Raw genomic sequence first — 15,085 nt, 5'->3', positions numbered from 1 at the left:
TGCAATCGTAAAAAAGTATGATTTTTGAAATCCGGATTGAGCAGTACAGTTGCAAGCTGGCCAGTTGACGAATCAATAACCGGGTATTATTAGTTGCGTAAAGGAATGGGAGAAGTGCTCCGCAATATAACAACGTGTATTCTACAGCGCGGCACTATCGTCGAAAAGCTGTGGGTACTTTCCTGCGCAGATTACAGTAAACGGTTTATTTTTGAGTGTATCTACTAAATCGAGCAGTATGAAGCATACCGTTTTTATCTTTTGGCTGGTATTTGCAACCCTGGTTGCGCAGGGACAGGTAACGAAGCTGACTTACCCGCTGACGGACACGATAAATCTCCGGGCAAGTAACGTTGTTATTAAGCCGGACGTATACAAAACCAAACGCTCTGTGAGAGTAGCCGATAGTAATCCTGAGCTGGATACGGAGCTGCGGTTAGTAAAGTTGGCAGACTCTGCTTTTCATAACGGAACTATCGAAGTGGAGTTGGCGGGGGAGCCCATGAAAAACAGCGGTGAAGGCGCGAGAGGATTTGTTGGGATTGCTTTTCGTATCGATCCTTCCAATTCAAAATTTGAATGCATTTATCTAAGACCCACCAACGGACGCGCTGAAGACCAGGTTAGAAGAAACCATTCTGTTCAATACATTTCTTATCCTGACTATCCGTGGTATAAACTGCGGGAAGAATTTCCGAAAAAATATGAGACCTATGTTGATCTCGAACCGGCCAAATGGACCAAAGTTAAAATCGAAGTAAAAGGGAATACGGCTAAATTATTTGTTCATGGCGCAACGCAGCCGACATTGATTGTTTCGGATTTAAAACATGGTGATAACCTGACGGGAAGCATTGGTCTTTGGATCGGACCGGGAACAGAAGCCCATTTCAGGAATTTAGTGGTGACGAAACAGCCTTAAAATTTTTCAACAGGTTTTTGTTTGGGAGCTACCCGTATCAACCGCTTATTAAAGTTTTTATGGCAGGGTCGTACCTGAACCCGAGTTATTCGGCTGCCGGAAAACCTGGATTGATTCGATCGGACAATTCAGCATAGTACGGGTCAATTTAAAAGGAAAACATCCCCCGCACAAAAACGCATCCCTTTTTTATTTTTCCTTCCCTAATTTTAGCGGTACTGCTTATTGCGAAATGGCCAACATGAAAGTCTTCTATTTCCTTTTTTTCTTTATTTATACAACCACGGCTGTAGCCCAGACTATCACATTACGCGGCACCGTCAGTGATTCCGTCTCCACCCTCACAGGTGCCACCGTCTTAATATCTCCTGATCAGCAGATGGCACTCACGGACAGCGCAGGCCGGTTCAACTTTTCCCTGAAAGAAAAGAAAGCATACCGCCTCACCATCACACACGCCGGCTACCATTCATACGAACAAGTGGTCACCATTCATGCAGATACAGACCTGGGAGTGATATCACTCCGTCCCGGCACCACCCTGCAGACCGTGGTAGTCACCGCACAGAAGCCCGTGATTGAAATCGGCAGCGACCCCAACACGCTTGTCTATAATGTGGCTGCCTCGCCAGACGCTGCCGGATCGTCGGCGCTGGAAACGCTGAAGAAAGCGCCGGGTATTTCCATTATCAATAATACCACTATCAGTCTCAACGGCAGGTCGGGCGTTACCATTATGCTCGACGGCAAACTTTCTTATTTATCCGGAAAGGAATTGATCGACCTGCTGCAGGCCATGCCATCCTCCTCGATTAAAAGTATCGAGATCATCAATAGCCCGGGTGCCAAATATGATGCTGCCGGCACAGCGGGCATCATCAATATCCGTACAAATAAAATTCAAACTTCGGGGTTAAACGGCAGCATAGGCTCGGGATTTAGCTACGGCATTACCTTAAGACAGAATACGGACATCAACCTGAATTACCGCAAGAAAAAATTCAGTTTCTTTTTTACTTATAGTCATTTTGTGGGCCGGTATACCTACGACTATGGAACAGACCGTCTGCAGAACAACCGCAGCTATTCCAGTAGCACTTACGATGAAGACAAAAGACAACGCTTCAATTCAAGACTGGGAATGGATTATGCCATCAATCAAAAACACACAGTGGGATGGATGGCCAGTGCCAATTTTATAACCGGCGGTGGCTTGACAGATACCCGTACCGTGATCAGTTTACCCGGTAGCGCCGCTACCGATCAGTTACTGGATGCGATCAATGATTATTATTTCCAGCATACCCGGCGATATAATGGAAACGTCAATTACCAGTACGAAGACAAAGAAGGAAGAAGGCTAAACCTCGACGCAGATATCGGTTATTTCAATAAAGCCAATAGAAACCTGCAGTCGAACCGGTACCTCGATGTAACAGAAGTATTGCAAAGCGATACGCGTTACCGCACCCTCAATAAGATCGATATACGGCTGAAAGCGGCGAAAATTGATTACACCAGCAACCTGTGGAATGGTAAAATAGAAACGGGTATGAAAATAGCCGGCGTAAAGTCAGTCAACGATGGACAATTTTATCATGTAAAAAATACCGACAGCTTAGATAACCGCCGTTCCGATTATTTTTCTTTTGCGGAAACTGTTACCAGCGCCTATATCAATTATAAGAACAATTGGAAAAAATGGTCCTGGCAGGCGGGCATCCGCATGGAAAATACGGACAATAAGAGTGATACTATTACAAGGAATTATACCAACTTTTTTCCTGCGCTCAGCATCGGATACAAACCGCGCGATACACATAATTTTAGTTTTGCTTATTCACGCCGTATCGACCGCCCGGCTTATCCGGATCTCAATCCGTTTGTTTACCTGCTGGATGAGTTGTCCTATTGGCAGGGCAATCCTTACCTGCAACCGCAATTGACCGATCGGTTGAGCCTGCAATATGTTTACCGGAGTTCAACCGTAGCCGGTGTTAATTATGCCAACACGACCCATTACTATGCACGTATTACCGACAGTATTAACGGCAATCAAATCGTCATGATTCCGCGTAATGTGGGTAGCCAGCGAAGCCTGGGATTTACGTTGACACAAGTGATAAAAATCAGGAACTGGTGGGATGCGACATTGAACGCATCGGCACTCCGGATGCGTAATGAGATCGTCTATACAAAAATGGTCAACTTTGCCGTGAAGCAGTGGGCGGGCAGGATGAACCTGGTACAACGGTTCAGGATAAGCAGCACATTCGGCGCAGAATTAACGGCCATTTATAACAGCCGCCGTTTGAATGCAGCCAATGAGATTCACAGGCATACAAGCCAGGTTGATATCGCTCTGCAGAAAATAGTTGGTGAACATGCTGTTGTCCGGCTGGCGTTCAACGATATTTATAAAGGCTCCCGGTCACGGAGCGTTCAGGATATGGACCAGTTTTATATCCGCAGTTATAGTTATTTTGAAACGAGGCAGATCAGGCTGAATTTTACCTGGAAACTGATCGATAAAAACAGCAAAGCACCCCGCGTACGCAGTTCAGCGCTCGAAGCGGAGAATGGAAGGGTCAGGTAGTAAAAAATTTCAAAAACTGTCCGGTGTCAGCGGGGCAGCAGTTTAGATTCATGATCATCAGGGATACAACAAATACTTCGCCCTTATCGCTTTGAATTGCTGTAATCCCGGTTCCCAGCTTTTTCTGATTTCGGCCTCAGGTACGCCGGCGATGATCTGCTTTCTTAATTGATCCGTACCGATACGCAGATCAAACGCTGATATATCCTGACCTGCCCTGCCAGGCATAAAGAAATGGGCCTTGTCCGGGTAGGCATTGTACAGTTCAATCAATAATTTAAGATCGATCTGCCGGCTTTTGCGCAGTTGGCTGATATCATAATTGCGGAGGTCAAGTCCATAACAAACCGAGTCTTTGTGTCGCGGGCTTTCACTCATCCCCGGAATACTGACGGGTTTATAGGAAAACGAATATTGTCCTTTCAGTGCGGGAGCGCCTAAGATGGTGAAGGGCATGTAAGTTCCGCGGCCTTCATTGATAGCCGTGCCTTCAAACATACAAAGGCTGGGAAACAACATGACCGCCTGTTGTGTATTTAAATTGGGCGAGGGCTTCACGGGCAACACATATGGCATGTCGTGGTTGTAGTTGGCCACTTTTATGATTTTGATGTTGCAGGGTTTCTTCAGGTATCCTTCCCCGTTCAGGTATTGGGCAAATTCGCCGATGGTCATACCGTGGGTCATTGGTGTGTAATGAATGCCGATGGCCGATTTAAATTTGTCTTCGGTCATCACGGGACCATCGACCACATATCCGTTGGGATTGGGCCGGTCCAGTATGAGCAGTTCCTTGTCGTTTTCCGCGCAGGCCTGCATAACGTGCTCCAGCGTATTAATATTGGTGTAGTAACGGCAGCCCACATCCTGGATGTCAAAGACGAGGAGGTCGACATCGGCCAATTGTTCTTTCGTTGGTTTCTCGTTCCTGCCGTATAGCGAAACGATGGGTATGCCCGTTTTGGCATCTTTTTCATCTCCTACCGCTGCGCCGTTGCTGGCATTTCCTCTGAAACCATGCTCCGGCCCAAATACTTTTACAATGTTAACACCCAGACTCAGCAGGCTGTCAACGCTGCTTGTCCCGCCGATGATGGAACTTTGGTTGGCGACCAGTGCTACCCGTTTTCCTTTCAGATAGGGGAGGTACTTTCCTGTCTGGTCGGCTCCGGTAATGATTGCTGATCCGTTGGAGGTGTGCTGGCCGGGTGATGCCTGTATCGTACAATTAATTTGGCTCACAGCTACAAGGGCTGAAAGAAGGCAGGCGGTAAGTCTTTTCATTTGCTGAAGATATAGCATAAAGCGATAGCAGCATTAACAGAAGGCGGTTCTTCTCGTCAATTATCTCGCTCATTACAATCCATCAGCGTATTCCTTTAATCGTCGTAATAAAAGTCCGGAGTCCTGGGGTGATGTGTTGGATTCGCCTGGATACGTTTGTTTAAGCCATTCCTCGAATCGCTGGCTTTTTTCCACCACTTGTTTTAAATACAACTCATAACCGGTAGTAGTATCGATCGTTGCCTTTACAATTTGTCCCCGTTCGTTCATCGAGAGTTGGAATTCCCATTTTGGAAAGTCAATCCGGAGATAGTTAAGATAATCACTTTGATCTTCCACCAACACTGACGCAACCTGCTGTTTTTGGATTACTGATACAATGCTGAACTTTCCGTTGAAATTTTTCGACTGCGGAATATAATTTTCGATGAATGATCTTTTGTCATGGCTATAACTGCTGTAGGTACGCCTGAGCTGAAAGTCATCCGTAAGTAGAGACTGTAAACTATCCACCTGGTAGCTGTTTACAAAAGCAAAAAATTTATGGACAGCAGGAGATCCGGAAGCCTGGCCGTAACAGTACAACTGATTCAATCCGGTAACCAATAGCAGTATTATATAGACCTTTCGCATAGCATGCTTATTAAGTGCCGCACTTCGTAACGACGGCAGAAGATTTCATATTAAATATACGGAAAGGGGATATTTTAAAAGCTGAATCAGCTGGCCCTTTTTTCGCGGAGTGATTTTATCGGAGGATGGCCTGGTTCGTTATTTTGGATGATTGCTATATACACCTGTCTTATTATTCAGGCATAATCCACGTCACGAAATCATTATCTCTCTATCTTAGCGCTTCAACAGCCGAAACTATGCCCTCAAAAGCCCGGAAACTTTTTTTCTCTTTCATTCTCACGTTTACCTTTCTCCCGGCCCGGAGCCAGGACAGCCTTCTCCTCCGCTCCGATAAACTGTTAAGCGACATCAGGGAAGCTCCCCACGACAGCATCCGACTGAAACTTTATACCGAACTCATCGACCTCAACACCGAAAGCCGCCCCTCACTGGTATCCGGTTGGGTGGAGAAAGCCGTTGCCATCGCCCGAAAAAATAATCTGCCTGCAAAACAACTCGCCTTCGAGCTCAAAGAACTCCGTGCCCTTAATATCCAGGGGCAGTTCACCACCACGCTCGATAAAGGAAAACAAATTGCGCCGCTACTCGAGAAAACCGGTACACCCTTGCAGAAAGCGGCCTACCTGCTCAGTCTCGGCAATGCCAATCAGCGTACCGGCAACTATGACACGGCCGCCACTCTTTTCACACAGGCAATAGAGGTGTGCGAGAAAAATGAGATCCGCGATATAGAGGTACGTGCCGCCATGAACCTCGGCAACCTGTACCAATTCCTTAACCGTTACGACGAGATGCTGCTGCATTTGCAACGCACATTGGTAAAAGCAGAGCGGTATAACCTGGCAGAAGATATTCCGATGATCAAGTTTAATATCTCCAATGCCGAAGCTCATCTGAACAACTTCGGCAAGGCCATCGACTATTTATTGGAAGTATTGCCTTATTATCAAAAGACCAATAACCAATATGCCCTGGGTCTGGCTTATGCTAATTTATCCTGGTGTTATTTCAAGTCACAAAAGAGGGAGCTTGCCCTGGATTACGCCTATAAAAGTTACGGTATCCGTTCGGCGCTGAAAGATGAGGCCGGGCTGGCACATCTCGAGTTTAACCTCGGCAGAATTTACCTGGAAAATGCCCGCTACGATTCCAGCCTCAAGTATGCCACTTCTTCCCTGCAAAGAAGCATTCCTTTAAAACTTATTACAGACATCCGCGATAATTACGAAACGCTGGCCTTACTGAACGAAAGGCAAGGCAATTTTGCCGAGGCCAACAAATACCTCCGCAAGTTTTACGACTGGAAGGATTCTATTTATTTAAAAGAGAAAGACCAGGCACTCGGAAAGGAGTTCTCCAAATACAAAGCCACGGTCACGGATAAAATGACCAGCGACCTGGAAGCCGTCAAAAAAAGGATCGCCGTCTACCGCGTGAGTACTTTTGCATTGGCGGCCGCCCTTGTGCTGGTATTACTCGCCTTATGGCTCTACCGGCAAAAACGCAACAAGCGGAAATATATAGCAACTGTTCCCTCCCGCGAGCACGATTACCGGAAGGAGATCGACGACCTGCGCAACGAAAGGGCACAATTGGTAAAAGAACTCGACCTTCAGAAAGCTACCGATATCACCGAACTGCGCGATATGATTTCCTCCAATAAGCTCCATTCCGATGCCTATTGGAATGAGTTCCTCTTATTGTTTTCAAAAGTGTATCCGGCATTTTTTGAGCGAATGAAGCAGGAGTATCCCGTTTTGAACCAAAACGAACTGCGCATTTCAGCATTGATCAAATTGAACCACAGTATTACGGACATGGCAAAGGCCCTGAACATTACCGTAGACAGTGCCCGGAAAGCCCGGTACCGGCTTTACAAAAAGATCGGCTTGTCTAACGACCAGGAACTCATCGACACCATTATCCGCCTCTAAACTATTCTCCATCAACAGCAATTGCGGGTTAAAACGGGGATTTGTCCCTGATTTGTCCTGCCCCGTCACGCCTTTTTCCCAACCTCAGGCTGCCGCAGGATAGTAGCTTTGATATCATTATCTCAAGGCCGGTTTCACCCTGCCAGGTCATCATCTTCTTCCTTTATTTGATATCAAACCACCAGCCCTGATGAGGATTTTTCTCTCGGTAACGGTCCGTCTTTTTACATCCATACGGAATGGGCAGCGTATCACGCTTCCGTTTGAATCGTCCTGCTTTACCTCTAAATCGATATATTATGCATAGAAAACTACCCTGTTTACTCGTTTTTATTTTGGTGTTAGCCAGCCATGTTGAAGCGCAAACGCAATTCTGGTCAGATAATTTTGAAGATGCCGGTTCGCCTTCATCGGGCAGCCGGGTGGTATCTGTAGCGGAGTTTATCGCCTGTACTTCTCCCACGCTTTCTTATTTTAAAAGAACAACCGGTGCCGAAATCAGTCCGATCGTTTTTTCTGGCTTTACGGGAGCCAAGTTTTGGGCAGCGATGGATATTGACAAAGGTCCGGGATGCGGAGCCAACAATACCATCAGCGCAGCTCAGTCGATAACCTGGTCGGGGATTAATATTAGCGGTAAAACCGGATTGTCTTTCCGCGGGTTGTTTGGTGCCAATTCCGCGGCCTTATTTCAGGGTCTGCCCTTTCTTCCCGCTATGGATTCGATGTCTATTGCCTATCGTATAAATGGGGGCGCGTGGATTAAAATTGTGGGCATGTATTCCAACGACAATACGGCTTCCGGCGGGCCGCTTGGATTTGACCTGGATGGTGACAGGATCGGAGATGGCGGGAGTTATACTTTAGGCAATAACTTGTCAGAGATCACTGCTGTTATTCCGGGCACGGGCACTACCCTGGATCTGCGGTTTAATATCTTCGTTAACAACCAGAATCCGGGTGCGATGGCCTTTGACAATTTCCGTCTTTATTCCTCCTCGGTGTTGCCACTCACCTGGGCCTCTTTCAATGCCCGCAAACAAGACAATGGCATTGCCCTTGACTGGAGTACGGCCTCCGAGCAGCACACGAAAGATTTTACCGTTCAGCATAAAACGGAAACCGGCACATGGAACGATATTGCCGTTGTTGCTGCGGCAGGTAACAGCAGCTCGCTCCGCAGTTACAACTATACACACTTATCTCCTGTAAACGGTGTTAACTATTACCGCATCCAACAGACGGACCTGGATGGGCGGGAGAGTTTCTCTGACGTCAGAATGATCAGATTCAGCGACGTGACACAAAGGTTTATTATTAAAGAAAACCCGGTTGTCAATGGTGTGTTGAAAGTGCAGGTAAACCAGCCTGCTGATTTATTTCTTTATGATGCACAGGGGCGTTTGATATGGCGGCAGCAACAGGCAAGCGGCCTGATCTCTATTCCCATGGACAGACATTCTAAAGGTATTTACGCATTGAAGTGTAAGGATGAAGTGCGGAGGGTGGTGGTCCAATAGCAGCAGACGGTTTACAAATGCAAGCAAAGCCCTTCAGCGAAAGTTGAAGGGCTTTGCTATCGACGGTTAAAGATTTTTATCTGTAGAAAATATCTGCCTCCCCAGAATGTGCCGGCATTGTTATCTATCCAGATTTTGCATTGCTGTTTGGATAAGGAACTGTTCCATTCGGTTCCACAGACATACAACCTGGCAGCAGCAGCAGTAAAAGTCACCTCGTTCCCATAGGCCGTACCGGCACTGTTAGTGGCATACGCTCTTACATGATAAACTGTATTGGCGGTTAACCCGGTGATGGTGGAAGCATATGAACCGGCACCGCTGCCATCACTGGTTTTCGTCGGAAGGTCTGCGGTGGGATTTGCCTGGGTGCTCCATACGATACCACGGGAAGTGACCGGGGTTGATCCTTCAGATCTTACCGTGCCGCCGCCGGCAGCGTTGGTTGAGGTAATAGCAGAGATGACCGTTGTGGTAACCGCGGGCAAGTTGGTTGCAGCGGTGTCTTCGTCTTTTTTGCAACTAAAGAGCAATGACAAAACAGCGATATACGTTAACAATCGTTGCATGTATAAATAGTTATAATGTTGAATAATGTGCTTGGGGTTACGGTCTGTTGGTTTCAGCGTATTTGGTAAACATAATACCTGTGCCGGACGTAATAGGAATTTTCCGTTTCATGATGCGGGGTTTTGTTTGATAAAACTAGGCAGCCCGGGTTGGCAGGACAATCGTAAAAAAGCATGATTTGAATGCGGCAGCATAATCATTAAAAAATAGGATTGCTTTATAAAAAAGCGCTGCTTAATTTGCACCAGGCGAAAAAGCATTTGTACAATGAAAAAGCGATTGGTCATACAAGTCATCTGTCAGGTGATGATTGGCTTTTGTGCAAATGCACAACCGGCAACGAACATAGACAGTTTGCTGCGTTTACTGCCTTTACAAGGGAATGATACCGTCAAGGTGCAGTTGTACATTGATATCGGGGACGCTTACGAGCTAAACAGCCCCGATGATGCGGCATACTATTATCGTCTGGCCGGCAGGTTAAGCGAGCAATTGAATTACACGCGTGGTACCATCAAGTACATAAACAGCTACACGGGTTTGCTGAATCAGAAGGCACAATTCGACAGTTCCCTGCTGCTGAACAAGCAGTCTGTTGTCTTAGCCGGACAGTTGAATGATAAATTAATTCTTGCAAAATGTTACGCCAACACCGGCAATGTGTATCAATACACCAGCGACTATGAAAATGCGCTGCTGCAGTATGAGATGGCAAAAAGATATTTTGAAGAAACAGGGGACAGCAGACTCGTTGCACGCATATGTGATGCCATGCAAAACACGTACAGGGAGTTGAACCAGCTGGAAAAAGCAATGCAGCTCGGCGTAGAGGCTGTGACTATTTTACGGAACGAAAACGAGCCCTTTTCTTTGGGTCTGGCGCTGGTTAATTTAGGCAATAACTTCAGCCAGGAGGAATCGGACAGCGCTTTAAAATATTATAAGGAAGCGTTAGCAATTTTTGAAAAACTTGATTTTACCCGGGGCATCATGGCCTGCTTAATTGATATCGGTAACGTTTACCTGCACCGGTACGATGCGGACAATATGAAGCCTTGTTACGAAAAGGCGCTGGCGCTGGCGCAGCAACTACAGGAACCGGAAAGTGAAGCCATAGCCAGCAGGGGCTTGTCGCATTATTTTTTATATAAAAAGAATTATGCCCAGGCAAAGGATTACATCCTGAAAGCGCTGGCCATCAGTGATAGTCTTTCGCTGAAATACGAACACGTAAAAAACTTAAAATCCCTGTCCGCGGTATTGTATGCGGTACAGGATATAGTCGGTGCCGAACAAGCATTGGACAGCGCAGGCATATTTGAAAATGAGATCAACAACGAACAAGTACAGCAGAGGACGCTGATGCTTGCCAAACGATTTGAAGGGGAGAAGAAGGACGCGCAGATACAACTGCAACAGGTCCGGCTAAAGCAACAATCAACACTTAATTATTTTTTGGCGGCTGGTGCAGCAGGCTTGCTGATTATCTCTCTCCTGGGATACCGCAATTATAGAAGCCGCCAGAAGTTGCAGCAGGCCAAGATCGAGGAGTTGGAAACCGAAAAACAACTCACTGCTACGGAAGCCGTACTCAGAGGTGAGGAACAGGAGCGGAGCAGGCTTGCAAAAGATCTGCACGATGGATTGGGAGGTATGTTGAGTGGTATAAAATATTCCCTGAGCAATATGAAAGAAAATCTGATCATGACGCCGGACAATGCCCAGGCGTTTAACCGAAGCCTGGATATGCTGGATAGTTCTATCCGCGAAATGCGCCGCGTGGCCCATAATATGATGCCCGAGATACTGGTGAAATATGGTCTGGATAAGGCTTTGAAGGAATTTTGTGCAGAAATAGACCGGAGTGCCGTATTGCAGGTCAGCTATCATTCCGTAAAATTGAATGAGGCAAACTTAGACCATATAACGGCGCTTACCATTTATCGTATTATACAGGAACTGATCAATAATGTCATAAAACATGCTGCCGCAAAGAATGCATTGGTGCAACTTGATTATTCAGAAGCAGAAAAATTACTGGTCATCACCGTTGAAGACGATGGTAAGGGGATGGATCTTGCTGCCTTAGCCCAGCCGGGCGGCATCGGATGGAGCAGCATTAATAACCGCGTGGATTTTTTAAAAGGAAAAACCGACGTGAAGTCGGCTATTGGCAACGGCACTTCTGTATTGATTACATTGCCGGTTTAAAAACATCAATCACCAGCACACGCATACATGAAAACAAGCCTGTTCATTGTAGACGATCATTATATCGTCATCGAAGGGATTCGTGCCCTGTTGTTGAACGAAGAATCCATAGAATGGATGGGACATGCCACGAATGCCGAATCCTGCCTCAGTTTTCTGAAATTGCAGCAGCCGGAGATAATATTGATGGATATTAACCTGCCCGATAAAAGCGGTATCGATTTATGCAAAGAAGTGACAAGTTTATACCCTTCTGTACAGGTAATAGGTCTCAGCACTTTTAACCAGCAGACGGTTGTACACGACATGGTGGAAAACGGCGCTTCGGGCTACCTGTTAAAAAATGCAACCAAAGAGGAAATTATGCTGGCCTTGCGAACCGTGCAAAGGGCCGAGATATACCTGAGCGAAGAAGTAGCGGCTGCGTTACGGGTCCCCGTAGAAAAGAAACCTCCCATAACGCGGCGGGAGAAAGAAGTACTCCAGCTGATAGCACAGGGTTATACCAATATCGAGATAGCCGAACAGCTATTTATCAGCACAGCCACTGTAAATACGCACCGTAAAAGTCTTTTGGAAAAATTTGAAGCCAAGAATACCGCCATATTAATCGGACGGGCGAATAAACTCGGCATTGTATAACTCATGGTTGGCTACTTACCGCAAAGGCTTACAGCCGCGCCAGGATCTCTGCTTTCTTGGCATCATATTCTTCCTGTGTAATCAATTCGTTTTCGAACAGTGTCTTTAATTTTTTCAGTGAAGCCGTGATCTCATCTTCAACGGGCCTGGGTTCTTCTGGTGCCGGTGATGGTTGCGATGCCTGTGAAGACGGCAGTGGCGCGCTTACGGTAATCCGCTGCGCTCCGGCTCTCTTACTTTCAAGCTCGAGTTGTCTTCTGTATTCACGCTGTTTTTCCTCCTGCTCCTGTGCGAAGGAATAGAGCTTTCTCGCTTGCGCTTTTGGCAGGTAGTCGATCTTGCTGATCGACCCGTCTGTTGTTTTTATGGTAAATTCAGCTCCGAAGACACCTTCTTTCATTTGACAATCTGCTACATCTTTCCACAGGTAATCCTGGAAGTCCATTGCCAGGCCCAGGTTTTTGGACCGGCAGAAAATAATTCTTTTGTTGGTCAATGCCACACAATCAGGAGAGATCGTAACCGCGGGCTTTTTCTGCACGGCGATATATTCGACCGTTTCCTCGTTCATCAGGAGCTCATTCAGTTTTCCTGCTATCTTCTCAATGGCTTTCGGGTCCTGCTCTTCGTTCAGAAATTTTTTGAAACTGTCTATCATAGCTGCGCTGTAGTTGATTAATGTGACTGGTTAAAATCGGACCCTAAAACTACTCAAATTATGTTACAATTATAGAAGAACCGGTGATCGGCGTGTGTTGATACCAGGGCATTAAAATTTAATTGCCCGAAAGCTGTGAAATCCGGTTTTTTTGCCATTTTTTGACAGCGGAAATTCTCCTTTGATATTGTAGCGCTTGCAATGACCGGCACGACGGACGTAGGATTAGCGGTTGTATTGTCTGATTCATAATCATTAAACCTCCTATATGCAAAAGCTCCTTTTTTACCTGATCATCTCCGGGTTTATTACAAGTTGTGGTAGCCCTTCCGTAAAACAACAGGATAAAAGCACAGCTGCTGATGCCCGTGCTATTGGTTGCTCCCCACAGACTACTGACAAGGCCTGGTATACGGCCGGGATCAGGGCTCCTCTTTTGACCGGTCTCGAGGGGATTGATTTCAAAATTTCTACCGGCAGCAAAGAAATGCAGACCTATTTCAACCAGGGCATGATGCTGTCCTATGGATTTAATCACGCGGAAGCGGCGCGTTCTTTTTTTGAAGCAATACGACTGGATTCATCCTGCGCAATGGCTTATTGGGGATTCGCTTATGTACTGGGGCCCAATTATAATGCAGGCATGGAAGAGGATAATTATCAGCGCGCCTACCAGGCCGTTCAAAAGGCAATGTCACTCGCAGCCAATTGTACCCCGAAAGAAAAGGCACTTATCAACGCTTTGTCGGTCCGGTACACCCCGCAACCGCCCGCGGACAGGTCCGCTCTCGATATCGCCTATGCCCATTCAATGAAGAAAGTCTACGAGACGTTTACCGGTGATGCCGATATCAGTGCTCTTTATGCCGAGTCGTTAATGGACCTCCATCCATGGGACTTGTATGACAAAAAAACGAAAGAGCCGAAGCCCTGGACGCCGGAGATTGTAGCTGTGCTGGAAAAATTGATCAAACAATATCCTAAACATCCTGCTGCACCACATTTCTACATTCATGCAGTAGAAGCATCGGCAAAACCGGAAAGGGGACTTGCGGCTGCTGACCGGCTGATGACACTGGTTCCGGGTTCGGGACACCTGCTGCACATGCCTTCTCATATCTACATCTGGACAGGTGATTATCACCAGGGTTCGCTTGCTAATCTTAACGCCGTAAAAACGGATAGCGCTTACCTGGTATCCTGCCATGCACAAGGCGCTTATCCGCTTGCTTATTATCCGCATAACTATCATTATTTATCTGCTACGGCCACACTGGAAGGGAACTCAAAGCTTGCCTGGGAGGCAGCAAAAAAAGTACAGGAAAAAACAGCGAAAGACATCATGGTGCAGCCGGGTTGGGGCACATTGCAGCACTACTATACAGTGCCTTATTTTGTGGCGGTCAAATTTGCAATGTGGGATAGCCTGCTTGCCATAAAGCCGTTGGACAATGCGTTGATTTACCCTCGTGCCATTTTGCATTATGCGAAAGGAATGGCTTTTCTCGGAAAGAACAACATGGCGAAGGCTGAAGACGAATGTGCCCGGCTAAAAGAGCTGGCGAAAGATTCCACCCTGACAAAATTGACCATCTGGGATATCAATAGCATGTCGGATATCGTACAGATTGCGGTACATGTACTCGCTGCGGAAATTTACCGGAACAAGAAAGCGTTTCCCAAGGCCTTCGACGAATATAACAAGGCGGTTGCGATTGAAGATAACCTGAATTATAACGAACCGCCTGATTGGTTCTTTTCTGTCCGGCACCAACTGGGGCTTGCGTTGATACAGGCAGGGAATTATGAAGAAGCGGAGAAAGTGTATCTGCAGGATCTGAAGACCTGGAAAGAAAACGGATGGGCACTCATCGGGTTATATGAGGCGCTCAGCAAACAGGGAAAAACTCCGGCAGCGCAAATGGTAAAAAGCCGTTTTGACAAAGCCTGGCAGTATGCAGATTTTGATATCAACACGATAGTGCGGATGCGATAAATGAATGGACAGCTGCTGGATGCAATAAAACTTTATTGACTGAAGGGTAACGTTATAGCAGAAGCCGGGCATAAGTCCCGGCTTCTGTTTTTTATGCAATTTCATCTTTAAAAAAG

Annotated in this window: 11 protein-coding genes; 7 read left to right on the top strand and 4 right to left on the bottom strand. The window is 46.6% G+C overall.

Annotation, left to right across the window (positions count from 1 at the left end):
- Positions 1-238 precede the first annotated feature (238 nt).
- Together H608_RS22270 and H608_RS0112345 are read left to right on the top strand one after the other, a co-directional pair.
- Positions 239-922, top strand: coding sequence for a hypothetical protein (locus tag H608_RS22270; RefSeq protein ID WP_051268266.1), 684 nt, complete (start codon positions 239-241; stop codon positions 920-922).
- Positions 923-1,163: 241 nt separating this feature from the next.
- Entirely contained in the window at positions 1,164-3,518 is a 2,355-nt protein-coding gene (locus H608_RS0112345; protein ID WP_162142875.1) for an outer membrane beta-barrel family protein, read from the top strand.
- A gap of 57 nt (positions 3,519-3,575) precedes the next feature.
- Here H608_RS0112345 and H608_RS0112340 read toward each other — a convergent pair whose 3' ends face one another.
- Both H608_RS0112340 and H608_RS0112335 read right to left on the bottom strand, forming a co-directional pair.
- Positions 3,576-4,802 carry an exo-beta-N-acetylmuramidase NamZ family protein gene (locus H608_RS0112340; protein ID WP_028787939.1) on the bottom strand — a complete coding sequence of 409 codons (1,227 nt, stop codon included), beginning with the start codon at positions 4,800-4,802 and terminating at the stop codon, positions 3,576-3,578.
- A gap of 72 nt (positions 4,803-4,874) precedes the next feature.
- Positions 4,875-5,435 (bottom strand): hypothetical protein, encoded by a 561-nt coding sequence (locus tag H608_RS0112335; protein ID WP_028787938.1) that lies wholly within the window; start codon positions 5,433-5,435, stop codon positions 4,875-4,877.
- A 239-nt stretch (positions 5,436-5,674) separates the two neighbouring features.
- Here H608_RS0112335 and H608_RS0112330 point away from each other — a divergent pair, with 239 nt between their 5' ends.
- Both H608_RS0112330 and H608_RS0112325 read left to right on the top strand, forming a co-directional pair.
- The gene (locus tag H608_RS0112330) at positions 5,675-7,372 is read left to right on the top strand and encodes a tetratricopeptide repeat protein (protein WP_028787937.1); all 1,698 of its coding nucleotides are present in this window, start codon (positions 5,675-5,677) and stop codon (positions 7,370-7,372) included.
- A gap of 299 nt (positions 7,373-7,671) precedes the next feature.
- The gene (locus H608_RS0112325) at positions 7,672-8,892 is read left to right on the top strand and encodes a T9SS type A sorting domain-containing protein (RefSeq protein ID WP_155990151.1); all 1,221 of its coding nucleotides are present in this window, start codon (positions 7,672-7,674) and stop codon (positions 8,890-8,892) included.
- Between the two features lie 56 nt (positions 8,893-8,948).
- Here the strand turns inward: H608_RS0112325 and H608_RS0112320 are convergent, their stop codons facing one another.
- Complete coding sequence (locus H608_RS0112320) at positions 8,949-9,461, bottom strand: hypothetical protein (protein ID WP_155990150.1); 513 nt, start codon at positions 9,459-9,461, stop codon at positions 8,949-8,951.
- A gap of 268 nt (positions 9,462-9,729) precedes the next feature.
- Between H608_RS0112320 and H608_RS23695 the strand changes: the two genes are divergently transcribed.
- Together H608_RS23695 and H608_RS0112310 are read left to right on the top strand one after the other, a co-directional pair.
- Entirely contained in the window at positions 9,730-11,673 is a 1,944-nt protein-coding gene (locus H608_RS23695) for a tetratricopeptide repeat protein (protein ID WP_051268265.1), read from the top strand.
- A gap of 27 nt (positions 11,674-11,700) precedes the next feature.
- Positions 11,701-12,315 carry a response regulator gene (locus H608_RS0112310; protein WP_028787934.1) on the top strand — a complete coding sequence of 205 codons (615 nt, stop codon included), beginning with the start codon at positions 11,701-11,703 and terminating at the stop codon, positions 12,313-12,315.
- A 28-nt stretch (positions 12,316-12,343) separates the two neighbouring features.
- Here H608_RS0112310 and H608_RS0112305 read toward each other — a convergent pair whose 3' ends face one another.
- A complete protein-coding gene (locus H608_RS0112305) occupies positions 12,344-12,973 on the bottom strand; it encodes a PH domain-containing protein (RefSeq protein ID WP_028787933.1) in 630 nt (209 codons plus the stop codon).
- Between the two features lie 268 nt (positions 12,974-13,241).
- Here H608_RS0112305 and H608_RS0112300 point away from each other — a divergent pair, with 268 nt between their 5' ends.
- A complete protein-coding gene (locus tag H608_RS0112300; RefSeq protein ID WP_028787932.1) occupies positions 13,242-14,969 on the top strand; it encodes a tetratricopeptide repeat protein in 1,728 nt (575 codons plus the stop codon).
- Positions 14,970-15,085: the final 116 nt, after the last annotated feature.

Origin of the sequence: Terrimonas ferruginea DSM 30193 (assembly GCF_000425585.1) — a bacterium.
GTDB lineage: Bacteria > Bacteroidota > Bacteroidia > Chitinophagales > Chitinophagaceae > Terrimonas > Terrimonas ferruginea.
This window is presented reverse-complemented; position numbering and strand designations above follow the sequence as displayed.

Excerpts from the sequence above, each read along its gene's own strand:
- H608_RS0112325 (WP_155990151.1), top strand. The coding sequence starts at position 7,672 with ATGCATAGAAAACTACCCTGTTTACTCGTTTTTATTTTGGTGTTAGCC.
- H608_RS0112345 (WP_162142875.1), top strand. The coding sequence starts at position 1,164 with ATGAAAGTCTTCTATTTCCTTTTTTTCTTTATTTATACAACCACGGCT.
- H608_RS0112305 (WP_028787933.1), bottom strand. The coding sequence starts at position 12,973 with ATGATAGACAGTTTCAAAAAATTTCTGAACGAAGAGCAGGACCCGAAA.
- H608_RS0112335 (WP_028787938.1), bottom strand. The coding sequence starts at position 5,435 with ATGCGAAAGGTCTATATAATACTGCTATTGGTTACCGGATTGAATCAG.
- H608_RS0112300 (WP_028787932.1), top strand. The coding sequence starts at position 13,242 with ATGCAAAAGCTCCTTTTTTACCTGATCATCTCCGGGTTTATTACAAGT.
- H608_RS0112330 (WP_028787937.1), top strand. The coding sequence starts at position 5,675 with ATGCCCTCAAAAGCCCGGAAACTTTTTTTCTCTTTCATTCTCACGTTT.
- H608_RS0112320 (WP_155990150.1), bottom strand. The coding sequence starts at position 9,461 with ATGCAACGATTGTTAACGTATATCGCTGTTTTGTCATTGCTCTTTAGT.
- H608_RS0112340 (WP_028787939.1), bottom strand. The coding sequence starts at position 4,802 with ATGAAAAGACTTACCGCCTGCCTTCTTTCAGCCCTTGTAGCTGTGAGC.
- H608_RS22270 (WP_051268266.1), top strand. The coding sequence starts at position 239 with ATGAAGCATACCGTTTTTATCTTTTGGCTGGTATTTGCAACCCTGGTT.
- H608_RS23695 (WP_051268265.1), top strand. The coding sequence starts at position 9,730 with ATGAAAAAGCGATTGGTCATACAAGTCATCTGTCAGGTGATGATTGGC.
- H608_RS0112310 (WP_028787934.1), top strand. The coding sequence starts at position 11,701 with ATGAAAACAAGCCTGTTCATTGTAGACGATCATTATATCGTCATCGAA.